Source organism: Mycobacterium europaeum, from assembly GCF_002102155.1.
GTDB lineage: Bacteria > Actinomycetota > Actinomycetes > Mycobacteriales > Mycobacteriaceae > Mycobacterium > Mycobacterium europaeum.
The window spans coordinates 1-15,216 of sequence record NZ_LQOU01000014.1 but is presented as its reverse complement, the minus strand read 5'-3'; the positions used below and the strand labels follow the sequence as shown (position 1 = coordinate 15,216).

The window sequence follows — 15,216 nt, the reverse complement described above, 5'->3', positions numbered from 1 at the left end:
GTACGCTAGCACAGTGACTCGCGCCGAAGCACCCGACGCCATCGACTTCGGGCTCGCCGGCCGGGTGGTTCTGGTCACCGGCGGGGTCCGCGGAGTGGGCGCCGGCATCAGCTCGGTCTTCGCCGGGCAGGGGGCGACCGTCATCACCTGTGCGCGGCGGCCCGTCGAGGGATTGCCCTATGAGTTCCATTCCTGCGACGTCCGCGACGACGATGCGGTCAAGGCGCTGATCGACTCCATCGTCGACAGGCACGGCCGGCTCGACGTCGTGATCAACAACGCCGGCGGTTCGCCGTACGTGCTGACCGCCGAATCCAGCGCCAAGTTCAACCGCAAGATCATCGAACTCAATCTGATTGGCGCGCTGTCGGTTTCGCAGCACGCCAACGACAAGATGCAAAACCAGGACCGTGGCGGGTCGATCATCAACATCTGCAGCCTGAGCGGTCGCCGGCCGTCGCCGGGCACCGGTGCGTACGGAGCGGCCAAGGCCGGCCTGGAGAGCCTGACGCAGACGCTGGCGGTGGAGTGGGGGCCGAAGGTCCGGGTGAACGCCTGCGTGGTCGGCATGGTGGAGACCGAGCAGTCCGAACTGTTCTACGGTGACGCCGAGTCCATCGCCGCGATTTCAAAGAACGTGCCGCTGGGCCGGCTGGCCAAACCCGACGATATCGGTTGGGCTGCAGCCTTCTTGGCATCTGACGCCGCGTCCTACATCAGCGGTGCCTCGCTGGAGGTGCACGGCGGCGGCGAGCCGCCGCACTACCTGGCCACCACGAACGCCAGCGCGATCAAGTAGAGGAGAAACGAACAATGGGAGTGGTTGACGGCCGCGTCGTCATCGTCACCGGAGCGGGCGGCGGTATCGGTCGCGCGCACGCGCTGGCCTTTGCGGCCGAGGGCGCGCGCGTGGTGGTCAACGACATCGGCGTGGGCCTGGACGGCTCACCGGCCGGCGGCGGCAGCGCCGCCCAGGGCGTCGTCGACGAAATCACCGCGGCCGGTGGGGAAGCCGTCGCCAACGGGTCCAACGTCGCCGACTGGAACCAGGCCGCCGGCCTGATCCAGACCGCCATCGACACCTTCGGCGGGCTCGACGTTCTGGTGAACAACGCCGGCATCGTGCGGGACAGGATGATGGCCAACACCAGCGAGGAGGAGTTCGACGCCGTCATCGCCGTGCACCTCAAGGGGCACTTCGCCACGATGCGGCACGCCGCGTCGTACTGGCGGGGGCTGTCGAAAGAGGGCAAAACCGTTGACGCGCGGATCATCAACACCAGCTCGGGTGCCGGCCTGCAGGGCAGCGTCGGCCAGGGCAACTACAGCGCCGCCAAGGCCGGCATCGCCGCGATGACGTTGGTCGGCGCCGCCGAGATGGGCCGCTACGGCGTCACCGTCAACGCCATCGCGCCGTCGGCGCGCACCCGCATGACGGAGACGGTGTTCGCCGAGATGATGGCAACGCAGGACCAGGATTTCGACGCCATGGCACCGGAGAACGTCTCGCCGCTGGTGGTCTGGCTGGGCAGCGCCGAGTCCCGTGACGTCACCGGGAAGGTGTTCGAGGTCGAGGGCGGGAAGATCCGGGTCGCGGAGGGCTGGGCGCACGGGCCGCAGATCGACAAGGGCGCAAGGTGGGACCCCGCGGAGCTCGGGCCCGTCGTCGCCGACCTGCTCGCCAAGGCGCGCCCGCCGGTCCCGGTGTACGGCGCTTAGAGCGAGCCCCCCAAGCGCGGTGACGAGGTCGTCGAACACTCGCAGCCCCTGCTGCGGCCGTTCATCGGCGACCCCGCGGCTACCGCGATCGGTCGTCAGCCGCTGACTTTCTCGCTGGACTGACCGATGGAGGTCTGCTTGTTGTTGTAGTTGACTGTGCACTTCACCGTTGTGTCATAGCTGGTGCCCAGTGGGGGCCACAGCATGTCGGTGATCGCACCGGTGCTGTTCGCAGCGACGTCGATGCTTCTATCGACCTCTTGCGGCCCGAATCCACCGGATTTCGTAGCGGTGTAGCTGCATTTGGCGGGCAGGCTGGAATTGTTGGTGATAGCTACGCGGGCATTGAATCCATTCCGCGAGATGTTCACCGCGACTGCGTTCGTCGGCGCGCTGCACTGCTGGCCGGCTGGGACGGTGTCTGTCACCGAACCGGTCGGGCATTTCACCGGCGCTGCCGGAGCCGGCGCTGCGGCGCAATTAGAGCCGGGCGGAAGGGTCTTTCCCGCATCCGGTCCGCCGGTGCATCGCACGGGCAACTGGTCGGGCGCGGGTGCCGGCGCTGCCGCCGCCGCAGGCGGCACATACGTATAGTCCGACCAGGCGCCGCAATCATCCGTACCCGGGAAGTGTTTGCGGCAGCCCTGGATCGAGAAGGTTTGCGGCTTCGTACTTGCAGCAATAGTAAAGGACGCGGTGTTGTTGCACCCTTTGCTGAGTTCGGGTTGCATGAAATAACCCTGGCCGTTGATATGGATCACATCCCCAGCCTCATCTCCGTGCACCCGCGGGCACCCGGAAACGATGCAGGTCGGCTCGTGCGGACCGTTGGGCGTACAGGTCACGCTGTATCCGTTCGGCAGCGTGTCGGCGCTGGCGGTTGGCGCCATCGATGTTGTGGCATCGACGATTCCGAACAGACAGGCCGTGGCCGTGGCGACCAGGACCGCGAAACGTTTCGTCATTCGTTCAGCCACGGCAGTGCCTTCCGAGATGTGTGTGGCGTAAGTTCGCACGCGTCAGACTTTTTACAGCCTATGGCCGTCGGGGTGGCCGGAGAATAAGGGATTTCCCTACAAGTTCGGCCCATCCGCAGCTAACGCTGCCCGTCAAATCCATGCTGTTCCAAAGGATCGACGACCCCAGACCGGGCGACTTACATTGGCCTGGCATCAACGATGGTCGGCACGGTGGAATACATGAAACAGCCCGGAGCGGCGGGGACCGGGGCGATGAACGTCAATGCAGCACATGAATACCGCCGAGCTCAGGGGCAGTCATCTGACGGCGCGCTCGTCGCGGACCTGAACCTCGATGATCGGGTCGGCCTTAAGGAGGTTGAGATACCAGGTTGGGTTCCTGGTGCGGGGCGCCGAACGACGCGGGCAAGATCATCCCCTCGCCGACGCTCAGTTCGAGCGTCGGCGTGGTCCGAGGCTTACCGGATCCACGTCCGATGGTCGTCACCAGCGCCGCCGGGAACCACAGCAACCGGGCGCAGCCGGCCATTCGTACAGCGATATGCCCAATCTGAGCGTGTGCAAAGTATTTCAGTGCTAAGGCGAGAAACGTGGGTTGCGGAACCCCTTAGTCACGTGTCTGACGTTACGGGTCGCAGATGACGATCGGGATCACCCGATCGGTCCACGACTGGTAGTCGTCGAAGTTGGGGTACATGGCGACCAACTTCGGCCAATACTCCGCGCGTTCCTCGGCCGTGGCGTCGCGGGCCTGCAACTGCAACACCTCGTCTTTGATCTGCACCGAGACCTTGGGGTTGGCCTTGAGGTTGAGATACCACAGGGGGTGCTTGTCGCGGCCACCCTGCGAGGCCACCAGGATCACGCGATCGCCTTCGCGCAGGTAGAGCAGCGGGCTCACGCGTGGCTGGCCGGTCTTGCGTCCGGTGGTGGTCAGCAGCGCCACCGGGTTCTTCTGGAAGGTGCCGCCCCACTTCCCCTTGCTGAGGCGATACATCCAGGTGTTGGCCCGGGACATCCACTTGATGATGAGACCGGTCGTGGGCGAGTTCAACGACTTGGGCTTTTCCACTGCTGTCCTTAGCGCTGGATGAACGGTTGGAAGCGAACCTTAATGTGGTGGATTTCGGCCTTGCCGCTTGCGCTTTCGGCGGGAATCACGAACGTCTCGTCGACCCGCGCGGCCAGCCGGCGGCCGCCGAGCGCCGCCCTGGTCAGCACGACGTACGCCGCGTGCACCGCGTCGCCCTCGATCCGATAGTCGGGCGGCGTGGTGTCGGCCAGCAATCGATACTGGGCCCCGCGATTGAGGCTGCGGCGCAGGTGGTTTCCGGAGAAGCCGTTCTTGATCCCCTGCTCGACGCGGGTGCATCCGGCCGCGAACGGAACGGAGTCACCTTGGTGACTGACGAGCGCGTCGATGTAGGACTGCGCCGCGGCGATGCGGCTCTCTTCAGAGACGATCAAGACCGGCTAGATGCGCTCGATGATCGTGCCGGTCGACAGGGCGCCGCCCGCGCACATGGTGATCAGCGCGGTGCTCTGGTCGGTGCGCTCCAGTTCGTGCAGCGCGGTGGTGATCAGCCGGCTGCCGGTGCTGCCCACCGGGTGGCCCAGCGCGATGGCCCCGCCGTTGACGTTGACCCGTGCCATGTCGGGCTCGTGGACGCGCGCCCACGACAGCACCACCGACGCGAACGCCTCGTTGATCTCGACCAGGTCGATGTCGCCCATCTTCATGCCGGCCTTCTCGAGCACCTTGGCGGTCGACTGCACCGGGCCGTCCAGGTGGTAGTAGGGCTCGGCGCCGACGAGCGCCTGGCTCACGATGCGCGCCCGCGGCCGCAGCCCGAGCGCCTTGGCCTTGTCCTCGTCCATCCACAACACGGCCGCGGCGCCGTCGGAGATCTGCGACGACGTTCCCGCCGTGTGGATTCCGCCCTCGATGACCGGCTTGAGCGAGGAGAGGCCGGACAGGGTGGTCTCACGCAGGCCCTGGTCGCGGGAGATGGTGACCCGCTCGGACGTCGGCTGCTTGTTCTCGTCCAGCGCCGGCGCCTCGATCGGGGAGATCTCGCGATCGAACCGGCCTTCCTCCCACGCCTGCTTGGCCTTCGCCTGCGACTCGTAACCGAACCGGTCGATGTCGTCGCGGGTGATGCCGCGCCGCTTGGCGATCCGCTCGGCGGCGGTGAACTGGTCGGGCAGGTCGATGTCCCACGATGCGGGTCGCAGGATGCTGCGGTCGGGACCGGCGTTCGCGCCGAGTCCGACGCGGCTCATGGCCTCGATCCCGCAGGCGATGCCGACGTCGATCGCACCGGCCGCGATCAGGCCGGCGATCAGGCCGTTGGCCTGCTGGCTGCTGCCGCACTGGCAGTCCACCGTGGTGGCGCCGACGTGCTCCGGCAACCCGGCGACGAGCCAGCTCACCCGGGTGATGTTGTTGGACTGCTCGCCGAACTGCGTCACGCAGCCGCCGATCACCTGCTCGACATCGCCCGCGTCGATGCCGGCCTTCTCCACAAGTGCCCTCTGCACCGCACCGAGGAGCTCGGTGGCGTGCAGCCCTGACAGCCATCCGTTCCGCTTGCCGATCGGGCTGCGGGTGGCTTCGACGATTACCGGGTTACCCATTCCGTCAGGCTAGAACACGTTTCATTACTCTGACAAGCGAGGATGATGACCTGCCTTTTATCTGCCTAGGAGCCGTGTTTTACTGGCACTAGAACACGTTGCAATTGAGGAGCGCACACATCATGGCACCCCCCAACATTCCCGCCGACTTCGACTTCCTGGACCCCGACGTCAACCTCGCCGGGTTGCCCGTCGAGGAGCTCGCCTGGCTGCGCAAGGCGGAGCCGATCCACTGGGTCGACATCCCCAACGGCGCCGGCGGCTTCGAGGACCACGGCTATTGGATCGTCACCCGGCACGCCGACGTCAAGGAGGTGTCGAAACGCAGCGACATCTTCTCCAGCTGGATGAACGGCGCGATCCCGACGTGGCCGCCGGAGATGAAGCGCGAGCAGGTCGAACTGCAGCGCAGTGTCATGCTCAACATGGACGCGCCGCACCACACCCGGCTGCGCAAGATCATCTCCCGCGGGTTCACGCCGCGGGCCATCGGACGGCTGGAGGCCGAACTGGCCCAGCGCGCCCAGAACATCGCCAAGACGGCGGCGGCCGAGGGCAGCGGCGACTTCGTCGAGCAGGTCTCGTGCGAGCTGCCGCTGCAAGCCATCGCCGGCCTGCTCGGCGTCCCGCAGGAGGATCGCGACAAGCTGTTCCGCTGGTCCAACGAGATGACCGGTGGCACCGATCCCGAGTACGCCACCGTCGATCCGGCGCAGTCCTCGATGGAGCTGATCACGTACGCGATGGCCATGGCCGAGGAGCGGGGCAAGAACCCCACCGACGACATCGTCACCACGCTCATCCAGGCCGACATCGAGGGCGAGAAGCTCTCCGACGACGAGTTCGGTTTCTTCGTGGTCATGCTCGCGGTGGCGGGCAACGAGACCACCCGCAACTCGATCACCCACGGCATGATCGCCATGGCGAACAACCCCGATCAATGGGAGATCTTCAAGAAGGAGCGCCCGTCGACGGCCGCCGACGAGATCATCCGGTGGGCCACCCCGGTGTCGGCCTTCCAGCGCACCGCCAGCGAGGACACCGAGCTGGCCGGCGTGCAGATCAAGAAGGGCCAGCGGGTGGTGATGTCCTACCGGTCGGCCAACTTCGACGACGAGGTCTTCGAGGACCCGCACACCTTCAACGTCCTGCGCGACCCGAATCCCCACGTCGGTTTCGGCGGGACGGGCGCCCACTACTGCATCGGTGCGAACCTGGCCCGCATGACCATCAACCTGATCTTCAACGCGGTCGCCGACCACATGCCGGACCTCAAGCCGATCGGTGAGCCCGAGCGGCTGCGGTCGGGCTGGCTCAACGGGATCAAGCACTGGCAGGTCGACTACGCCGGAACCGCGCGGTGACGTCCTGATGGACTTCAATCTGACCGCGACGCAACAGGCCGTCGCCGACGTGGTGACCTCGGTGCTGGACCGGGACCTCAGCTGGGACGCGTTGGTCAGTGGGGGCGTGACCGCGCTGCCGGTGCCCGAGCGGCTCGGCGGCGACGGGGTGGGCCTGCCCGAGGTCGCCACGGTGCTGACCGAGGTGGGCCGCCGCGGCGCCATCACACCCGCGCTCGTCACGCTCGGCTTCGGCGTGGTGCCGCTGCTCGACCTGGCATCCGGCGAACAGCAGGACCGGTTCCTGGCCGGCGTCACCAAGGGCGGCGTGCTGACGGCCGCCCTGAACGAGCCGGGGACCGCGCTGCCCGATCGGCCGTCGACGACCTTCGCCGCCGGGCGGCTGTCGGGCACCAAGGTCGGTGTCGGCTATGCCGGACAAGCGGATTGGCTGATCGTCACCGCGGACAGCGCGGTCGTCGTCGTGTCGCCCAAGGCCGACGGTGTGCAGTTGGTCCAAACCCCGACGTCCAGCGGCGCCGACGAATACACGGTGACGTTCGCCGACGTCGCCGTCGGGGAGTCCGACGTCCTGTCGGGCGCCACGGCGTCTCGGGTCAACCAGCTGGCGCTGGCGGCCGTCGGCGCCTACGCCGACGGGCTGGTTGCCGGAGCGCTGCGGCTCACCGCGGACTACGTGGCCAACCGCAAGCAGTTCGGCAAGCCGCTGTCGACGTTCCAGACCGTCGCGGCCCAGCTCGCCGAGGTGTACATCGCCTCGCGCACCATCGATTTGGCGGCGAAGTCGGTCGCCTGGCGGCTGTCCGAGGGCCGGGACGCCGACGACGACCTCGACGTCCTGGGCTACTGGATTGCCTCGCAGGCTCCGCCGGTGATGCAGCTTTGTCACCATCTGCACGGCGGCATGGGAATGGACATCACCTATCCGATGCACCGGTACTATTCCACGATCAAAGACCTGACCCGGCTGCTGGGCGGGCCTTCTCATCGTCTCGACCTGGTGGGAGCGCAATGTTCATAGACCTGACTCCGGAGCAGCGTCAGCTGCAGGCCGAACTGCGAGAATACTTTTCCAACCTCATCTCGTCCGACGAGATGAAGGCGATGGAGCAGGACCGTCACAACGAGGCCTACCGCGCCGTGATCCGGCGGATGGGCAAGGACGGCAAGCTCGGGGTCGGGTGGCCAAAGGAGTTCGGCGGCTTGGGCTTCGGGCCGATCGAGCAGTCGATCTTCGTCAACGAGGCGCATCGGGCCGACGTGCCACTGCCCGCCGTGACGTTGCAGACCGTCGGCCCGACCCTGCAACAGTTCGGCAGCGAGATGCAGAAGAAGAAGTTCCTGCCGGCGATCCTGGCGGGTGAGGTGCACTTCGCGATCGGCTACAGCGAGCCCGAGGCTGGGACCGACCTGGCTTCGCTGCGCACCACCGCCGTGCGCCACGGCGACGAGTACATCGTCAACGGCCAGAAGATGTGGACCACCGGCGGGCACGACGCGGACTACATCTGGCTGGCCTGCCGCACCGACCCGGAAGCGGTGAAACACAAGGGCATCTCGATCCTGATCGTCGACACCAAGGACCCGGGCTACTCGTGGACGCCCGTCATCCTGTCCGACGGCGCCCACCACACCAACGCCACCTACTACAACGATGTGCGCGTGCCCGCCGACATGCTGGTCGGCGAGGAGAACGGCGGGTGGAAACTGATCACCACCCAGCTCAACAACGAACGGGTCATGCTGGGCCCCGCCGGTCGTATCGCCGGCATCTACGACCGGGTGCACGCCTGGGCGTCGAAGCCCGGCGCGGACGGGGTCACGCCGATCGACCACGCCGACGTCAAGCGCGCGCTCGGCGAGATCCACGCGACGTGGCGGATCAACGAGCTGCTGAACTGGCAGGTGGCCGCCGCGGGCGAGGACATCAACGTGGCCGACGCCGCGTCCACGAAAGTCTTCGGCACCGAGCGCATCCAGCGGATCGGCCGGCTCGCCGAGGAGATCGTCGGCAAGTACGGTAACCCCGCCGAGGCGGACACCGCCGAGCTGCTCGACTGGCTGGACTCGCAAACCAAGCGGAACCTGGTGATCACCTTCGGTGGAGGGGTGAACGAAGTCATGCGAGAGATGATCGCGGCCGCCGGCCTCCAGGTGCCGAGGGTTCCCCGGTGACCGACATCCAGGAGGCCGTTGCGGAGATCAAGGCGGCCGGCGGCCCCAAGCCGCGCGCCGGCCGCGACCCGGTGAACCAGCCGATGATCAACAACTGGGTCGAGGCCATCGGCGACCGCAACCCCATCTACGTCGACGAGGCCGCGGCCCGCGCCGTCGGGCACCCGGGAATCGTCGCCCCACCGGCCATGATTCAGGTGTGGACCATGTTCGGCCTGGGCGGGGAGCGTCCGAAGGACGATCCGATGGGTCCCATCATGCAGTTGTTCGACGACGCCGGCTACATCGGCGTGGTCGCCACCAACTGCGAACAGACCTACCACCGCTACCTGCAGCCCGGCGAGCACGTCAGCATCACCTCCGAGATGGGTGACGTGGTGGGACCCAAGCAGACCGGCCTGGGCGAGGGCTACTTCATCAACCAGCACATCATCTGGCGAGTCGGGGACGAGGACGTCGCCGAGATGAACTGGCGCATCCTGAAATTCAAGCCCCGCGAGTCGGATGCCGCGCCGTCCTCGGTTCCCGCGGACCTGGATCCCGACGCCATGATGCGCCCCTCGTCGTCGCGCGACACGGCCTTCTTCTGGGAGGGCGTCAAGGCGCACGAGCTGAGGATCCAGCGGCGGCCCGACGGCAGCCTGCAGCACCCGCCGGTGCCTGCGGTATGGCAGGACAAGGCCGCCCCCATCGACTACGTGGTGGCGTCCGGCAAGGGCACGGTGTTCAGTTTCGTGGTGCACCATGCGCCGAAGGTCCCCGGCCGCACGCTGCCGTTCGTGATCGCGTTGGTCGAGCTCGACGAGGGCGTGCGAATGCTGGGCGAGCTGCGCGGGGTGGACCCCACCGAGGTGGAGATTGGAATGCCGGTGCGCGCAACCTATATCGACTTTCCGGCGGGCGACAGCGGCCCCGAGTGGACCCTGTATGCCTGGGAGCCCCGGGCATGAGCGCACCGGCCATCGAGGTCGGCACGACGCTGCCCGAGCTCAAGCTGCACGGCAGTCCGACCTTCATCATCTCGACGGCATTGGCCACGCGCGACTTCCAGGACGTGCACCACGACCGGGATCTGGCGCAGGCCAAGGGGTCGAAGGACATCTTCGTCAACATCCTGACCGACACCGGGCTGGTGCAGCGCTACGTGACCGACTGGGCGGGTCCGTCCGCGCTGATCAAGTCGATCGGGCTGCGGCTCGGGGTGCCGTGGTACGCCTACGACACGGTCACCTTCTCCGGTGAGGTGACCGCGGTGGAGGACGGCCTGATCGCGGTGAAGGTGTTCGGCCGCAACAGCCTTGGCGACCACGTGATCGCGACCGTGACGCTGACGATGGGGGACTCGTAGATGTTGTCGGGTAAAGCGGCGATCGTCGGCATCGGTGCCACCGACTTCTCGAAGGACTCCGGCCGCAGCGAGCTGCGGCTGGCGGCCGAGGCCGTCTTGGACGCGCTGGACGACGCGGGCCTTTCGCCGGCGGACGTCGACGGGCTGACCACCTTCACGATGGACACCAACAACGAGACCGCGGTGGCGCGGGCGGTCGGCATCGGTGACCTGAAGTTTTTCTCGCAGATCGGCTACGGCGGCGGTGCCGCCTGCGCGACCGTTCAGCAGGCCGCGATCGCGGTCGCCACCGGGGTGGCCGACGTCGTGGTGGCGTACCGTGCGTTCAACGAACGCTCGGGCATGCGGTTCGGTCAGGTGCAGACCCGGTTGGTGGGCGACGCTCGCGCACAGGCCGATTCGACCGCTGCGGACAATTCGTTCTCCTACCCGCACGGGCTCTCGACGCCGGCCGCGCAGGTCGCCATGATCGCCCGGCGCTACATGCAGCTGTCCGGTGCGACGAGCCGCGACTTCGGTGCGATCTCGGTGGCCGACCGCAAGCACGCCGCCAAGAACCCGAAGGCGTACTTCTACGAGAAGCCGATAACCATTGAGGACCACCAGAATTCGCGATGGATCGCCGAGCCGCTGCGGCTGCTGGACTGCTGCCAGGAGACCGACGGCGCGGTCGCGATCGTGGTGACGTCGGCGGAGCGCGCGCGGGACCTCAAGCAGCGGCCGGCCGTCATCGAGGCGGCGTCGCAGGGCTCGAGCCCCGACCAGTACACAATGGTCAGCTATTACCGACCCGAACTGGGACTGCCCGAGATGGGCGTGGTGGGACAGCAGCTGTGGCAGCAATCCGGTCTCAAGCCGTCCGACATCCAGACCGCCGTCCTGTATGACCACTTCACCCCGTTCACACTGATTCAGTTGGAGGAGTTGGGGTTCTGCGGTCGCGGTGAGGCCAAGGACTTCATCGCCGACGGTGCGATCGAAATCGGTGGGCGGCTTCCGATCAACACCCACGGCGGTCAGCTCGGCGAGGCCTACATCCACGGCATGAACGGCATCGCCGAGGGTGTGCGGCAGCTGCGCGGGACCTCGGTGAACCCGGTACCCGACGTCGAGCACGTCCTCGTCACTGCGGGCACCGGCGTCCCCACCTCGGGTCTGATCCTCGGCTAGTTTGACCACTTTCTGCTTCGTCGAGTGTGAAACTAACTTCACGCTCGACGAGTGAAGTGACGCTGCGAGTGACACGTGCGACGCTGCCGTCGTGGGTGAGCCGTTCCTTGGCAGTGAGGCCGTTGCTCGAGGCGCGTTGACCAGAGGTCAGCTCTGCACCGGTTATCTCCGGCTGTTCCGAGATGTGTACGTCGGCCGGGATTCGGACATCACCGCCGCGCTGCGGGCGAGGGCCGGTTGGTTGTGGACCGGGCGTCAGGGCGTCGTCGCCGGCTTCTCGGCGGCGGCGCTACACGGAAGCGAGTGGGTCGATGGCGCCGCGGTGGTGGATCTCATTCACGACAATCGCCATCGTCAGGCCGGGATCAGGGCTCATGGGGACCGAATCGAGGAAGATGAGATTGCCGTCCTAGGCGGGATTCCGGTGACGTCGGCGGCCAGGACGGCGTTGGACCTCGGCTGCTGGTATCCGACTACCGCGGCAGTCGCCGGCATCGACGCACTGGCCCGCGCAACGCGAATCAAGCCGGCGGATGTCGAAATGCTCGCTGAGAGGTACGCGGGCCGGCGAGGCGTCGTCCGGGCAAGGGATGCGATAGCGCTGTTCGACAGTGGCGCCCAGTCTCCCAAGGAGTCTTGGCTGCGCGTTGTCCTAGTCCAGGCAGGGCTGCCGAGGCCGCAAACCCAGATTCCAGTGCTCAACGAATTTGGCAGTGCGGTCGCATATCTGGACATGGGCTGGGAAGAGATGAAGGTCGCGGTGGAGTACGACGGCGAGCAACACCGCAGTGATCGCCGGCAATACACGTGGGACGTCCGGCGCCTGGAAATGCTCGAGCGTCTGGGGTGGATCGTCGTAAGGGTGGTCGCGGGAGACCGGCCGGCCGACATCGTCAGCCGAGTGCGCGCGGCCCGCGCACGTCGAGCGTGAAACTAGTTTCACGCTCGACACCGAACGTGAAGCTAACTTCACACTCGGCGAGACGCAGAAGCCAAAGCGACCCTACGCGGGCACCAGTTCGACGCCGGAGAGCACCACGGCGTTGTCGCGCGCGGGCGCGACGACGCTGGCCAGCAGCCGCCCGTCTTCCTTCCAGATGCCGACGTTGAGCGTCTCACCGGGGAACGCCACGCCGGCGAAGCGCGCACCGTAGGCGGCCACCGCCCCGGCGTCGCCGTCCAGCATCGTGTCCACGATGGCCTTGCACGTCATGCCGTAGGTGCACAGGCCGTGCAGGATGGGCCGCGGAAAGCCGTTCGCCGCAGCGAATTCCGGATCGGAGTGCAGCGGGTTGCGGTCGCCGCAGAGCCGGTACAGCAGCGCCTGCTGCGGCAGGATCGGCACCTCGACCTCCACATCGGGGGCGCGGTCGGGCGCCGCGTCCGACGAGGACGGCCCGCGTTCCCCGCCGAAACCGCCCTCGCCGCGCGCGAAGATGGACCGCCGCTGCGTCCACAGCAGCGTGCCGTCGGGTGCGCTCACCGTCGTCTCGCTCCAGATCACCGCGGCCTTGCCCTTGTCCCAGATGTCGGTGAACCGGGTGACGGCGCGAGCGGATCCCGAGGGCGGCAGCGGCCCCGGCACCTCCACCCGCTCACTGGCGTGCAGCACCCTGCCGAGCTCGATGTCGATGCCGGGGAACTGCACGGTCGGCGGCTTGGTCATGTGGAACGACGCCGCGACGTTGCCGAACGTCGGCAGGACCTGCGGTGTGTCGTCGACGAGGTAACGCAGTTCGCGCGGGTCCATCGGATCTTTACCGGCACCCAGCCCCAGGTGGTAGAGCTGCACATCGCTGCTCGTCCACGCGAAGTCGATGGGTTCGAGCTCGGCCGCCAGCGCGACGTCTACATCAATGGGCATATCAGTTTTCCCCCGCGATGTGCAGTGCGGCCAGGTAACCGAAGGTCATGGCCGGGCCGATGGTGCCGCCCGGGCCCGGATAGGTGTGACCCATCACCGGGGCGCTGACATTGCCTGCGGCGTAGAGCCCTTCGATGATGCTGCCGTCGTCCCGCAGCGCGCGACCGTGGACGTCGGTGCGGACGCCGCCCTTGGTACCCAGGTCGCCCGGCACCATCTTGGCCGCGTAATACGGCGCATGCGTGAGCTCTCCCAGGTTGGGGTTCGGCTTGTTGGTCGGGTCGCCGTAGTAGCGGTCGTACGCGCTCTCGCCGCGGTGATAGTCCTCGTCGACGCCCGACCTGGCGAAGCCGTTGAAGCGGGCCACCGTCGCGGTGAACTCGGCGACCGGAAGGCCGGCCTGCTGGGCCAGCTCCTCGAGCGTGTCGGCCTGGATGATGACCCCGGACTCCAGCCATTTGCGCGGAATGCGTTGCCCGGGCTGCAGTCCCGCAAAGATGTAGCGGTCCCGGTATTGCTGGTCGAACACCAGCCACGCCGGAATGTTCTCGCCCGGGCCGGGGCCCTGGCCGAATTCGCCGCCGTACATGTGGTGGCAGGCCTCCACATAGGGCATGGACTCGTTCATGAACCGCTTGCCCGACATGTTGACGATGATCGATCCCGGCGAATTGCGTTCCGACAACGCGAACCACGGCGCACCCACCAGCGGCACGGTCGGCCCCCACCAGGCGTCTTCCATCAGTTCCAGTGCCGCGCCGAGCTTTTCGGCGGCGACGATCCCGTCGCCGGTGTTGGCCTTGGCGCCGACGGTCCACTCCGTGGTGATCGGCGCGCGCTGGTACTTCACCCGCATCTGCTCGTTGTGCTCGAACCCGCCGGAGGCGAGGATCACCCCGCGCCGGGCCCGGATCAGCCGCGGCTCCGCGGACTCCGATGCGCCGGTGTCGCGAACGTAGACGCCGCGCACCACGCCGTCCTCGACGTACAGGTCGGTGAGCGCGGTGTTGAGCAACACCGGAACGCCGGCCCGCTGCAGCCCGATGCGCAGCGGACCGATCAACGCCCGGCCCATGCCGACGAGGTTCTTCCCGGTCGCCTTCGCCCACATCGTGCGGGCGCCGACCTTCAGGCTGCGCAGCACGCCCCGCGGGTGTCGCTTTAGCTGGTTCAGCCGCACGTAGTCCTGTTGCATCACAACCACGTTGAGCGGCACCTTGCCGTACGCGGGCTCCAGCCCCGGCATGTCGGCGCCCAGCTTGCGGGCGTCGAACGGCTTCGGCTCGATCGAGCGGCCGTCGGCGCGGCCGCCCGGCGCCTCGGGGTAATAGTCGGAGTAGCGCGGAACCCAGCACATTTTCAGCGGGGTGTGCTTCAGCACGAAGGACAGCATCTCGGGCCCGCGGTCGAGGTAGGTGTCGATGCGTTCCGGCTCGACGATGTTGCCGACGATGCCGTGCAGGTAGGTCCGCGCCGCCTCGGGGTTGTCGCGGACGCCGTCACGCTTGAGGATCTCGTTGTTGGGGATCCAGACGCCTCCTCCCGACCGCGCGGTCGAGCCGCCGAAATGCGCAGCCTTTTCGATGACTACGGTCGAAAGGCCCCGGTGAGCGGCGGTAAGGGCAGCTACCATGCCGGCTCCGCCGCTCCCGACCACGACGACGTCGAGCTCCTGTGCTGTCATGTAGAACACGTTATAGAATTGCGCGGGCCGGGCGCTACTGGGCCGGTCACACGAACGAGGAGACTTCCGAAGATGCTCAGTCTTGCGACGCGAGACGAGCTTGCTGCCGAGCTGGCGCAGGCCGAGCGGAGCCGTGAGCCGATCGCTCCGCTGACCGCTGTTCACCCGGAGATCGACGTCGTCGACGCGTACGAGATCCAGCTCATCAACATCCGCCAGCGGGTCGCCGAGGGCGCCCGCGTGCTGGGGCACAAGGTGGGCCTGTCGTCGAAGGC

The 15,216-nt window shown here is 67.1% G+C and carries 16 protein-coding genes and 1 pseudogene; 10 read left to right on the top strand and 7 right to left on the bottom strand.

Annotation, left to right across the window (positions count from 1 at the left end; all coding sequences use genetic code 11):
* The first annotated feature begins 13 nt into the window (after window positions 1–13).
* Complete coding sequence (locus AWC03_RS06615; protein WP_167542634.1) at window positions 14–799, top strand: SDR family oxidoreductase; 786 nt, start codon at window positions 14–16, stop codon at window positions 797–799.
* Window positions 800–813: 14 nt separating this feature from the next.
* Window positions 814–1,719, top strand: a complete 906-nt coding sequence (locus AWC03_RS06610; protein ID WP_085239724.1) for an SDR family oxidoreductase — start codon at window positions 814–816, stop codon at window positions 1,717–1,719.
* A gap of 95 nt (window positions 1,720–1,814) precedes the next feature.
* Here AWC03_RS06610 and AWC03_RS26785 read toward each other — a convergent pair whose 3' ends face one another.
* The 5 genes from AWC03_RS26785 to AWC03_RS06580 form a co-directional block, all read right to left on the bottom strand.
* On the bottom strand, window positions 1,815–2,696 hold the full coding sequence (locus AWC03_RS26785; RefSeq protein WP_141659142.1) for a hypothetical protein: 882 nt from the start codon (window positions 2,694–2,696) through the stop codon (window positions 1,815–1,817).
* Window positions 2,697–3,048: 352 nt separating this feature from the next.
* Window positions 3,049–3,228: a nitroreductase/quinone reductase family protein gene (locus AWC03_RS06595; RefSeq protein ID WP_244275076.1), complete on the bottom strand. Its 180-nt coding sequence runs from the start codon at window positions 3,226–3,228 to the stop codon at window positions 3,049–3,051.
* A 96-nt stretch (window positions 3,229–3,324) separates the two neighbouring features.
* The gene (locus tag AWC03_RS06590) at window positions 3,325–3,717 is read right to left on the bottom strand and encodes a nitroreductase family deazaflavin-dependent oxidoreductase (protein ID WP_085239790.1); all 393 of its coding nucleotides are present in this window, start codon (window positions 3,715–3,717) and stop codon (window positions 3,325–3,327) included.
* 62 nt (window positions 3,718–3,779) lie between these two features.
* Window positions 3,780–4,166 carry a DUF8021 domain-containing protein gene (locus AWC03_RS06585; RefSeq protein ID WP_085239721.1) on the bottom strand — a complete coding sequence of 129 codons (387 nt, stop codon included), beginning with the start codon at window positions 4,164–4,166 and terminating at the stop codon, window positions 3,780–3,782.
* A gap of 6 nt (window positions 4,167–4,172) precedes the next feature.
* The gene (locus AWC03_RS06580; RefSeq protein WP_085239720.1) at window positions 4,173–5,336 is read right to left on the bottom strand and encodes a steroid 3-ketoacyl-CoA thiolase; all 1,164 of its coding nucleotides are present in this window, start codon (window positions 5,334–5,336) and stop codon (window positions 4,173–4,175) included.
* Window positions 5,337–5,458: 122 nt separating this feature from the next.
* Between AWC03_RS06580 and AWC03_RS06575 the strand changes: the two genes are divergently transcribed.
* The 7 genes from AWC03_RS06575 (at window position 5,459) to AWC03_RS06545 (ending at window position 12,324) form a co-directional block, all read left to right on the top strand.
* Window positions 5,459–6,700 (top strand): cytochrome P450, encoded by a 1,242-nt coding sequence (locus AWC03_RS06575; protein ID WP_085239719.1) that lies wholly within the window; start codon window positions 5,459–5,461, stop codon window positions 6,698–6,700.
* Between the two features lie 7 nt (window positions 6,701–6,707).
* Window positions 6,708–7,721, top strand: a complete 1,014-nt coding sequence (locus AWC03_RS06570) for an acyl-CoA dehydrogenase family protein (RefSeq protein WP_085239718.1) — start codon at window positions 6,708–6,710, stop codon at window positions 7,719–7,721.
* Entirely contained in the window at window positions 7,712–8,875 is a 1,164-nt protein-coding gene (gene fadE29 / locus AWC03_RS06565; RefSeq protein WP_085239717.1) for an acyl-CoA dehydrogenase FadE29, read from the top strand. The genes AWC03_RS06570 and fadE29 overlap by 10 nt, the downstream gene beginning before the upstream one ends.
* Entirely contained in the window at window positions 8,872–9,825 is a 954-nt protein-coding gene (locus tag AWC03_RS06560) for a bifunctional MaoC family dehydratase N-terminal/OB-fold nucleic acid binding domain-containing protein (protein ID WP_085239716.1), read from the top strand. The genes fadE29 and AWC03_RS06560 overlap by 4 nt, the downstream gene beginning before the upstream one ends.
* On the top strand, window positions 9,822–10,223 hold the full coding sequence (locus AWC03_RS06555; RefSeq protein WP_085239715.1) for a MaoC family dehydratase: 402 nt from the start codon (window positions 9,822–9,824) through the stop codon (window positions 10,221–10,223). Before AWC03_RS06560 ends, AWC03_RS06555 begins: the two co-directional genes overlap by 4 nt.
* Window positions 10,224–11,393, top strand: coding sequence for a lipid-transfer protein (locus tag AWC03_RS06550; protein WP_085239714.1), 1,170 nt, complete (start codon window positions 10,224–10,226; stop codon window positions 11,391–11,393).
* Between the two features lie 91 nt (window positions 11,394–11,484).
* The gene (locus AWC03_RS06545; RefSeq protein ID WP_085239713.1) at window positions 11,485–12,324 is read left to right on the top strand and encodes a DUF559 domain-containing protein; all 840 of its coding nucleotides are present in this window, start codon (window positions 11,485–11,487) and stop codon (window positions 12,322–12,324) included.
* Window positions 12,325–12,396: 72 nt separating this feature from the next.
* On the opposite strand, the gene AWC03_RS06540 is transcribed toward AWC03_RS06545, so the two are convergent.
* Window positions 12,397–13,257, bottom strand: a complete 861-nt coding sequence (locus AWC03_RS06540; RefSeq protein WP_085239712.1) for a MaoC/PaaZ C-terminal domain-containing protein — start codon at window positions 13,255–13,257, stop codon at window positions 12,397–12,399.
* A 1-nt stretch (window position 13,258) separates the two neighbouring features.
* A complete protein-coding gene (gene kstD / locus AWC03_RS06535; RefSeq protein WP_085239789.1) occupies window positions 13,259–14,941 on the bottom strand; it encodes a 3-oxosteroid 1-dehydrogenase in 1,683 nt (560 codons plus the stop codon).
* Between the two features lie 72 nt (window positions 14,942–15,013).
* Between kstD and AWC03_RS06530 the strand changes: the two are divergent.
* A pseudogene (locus AWC03_RS06530) lies at window positions 15,014–15,216 on the top strand (2-keto-4-pentenoate hydratase); the annotation flags it as partial.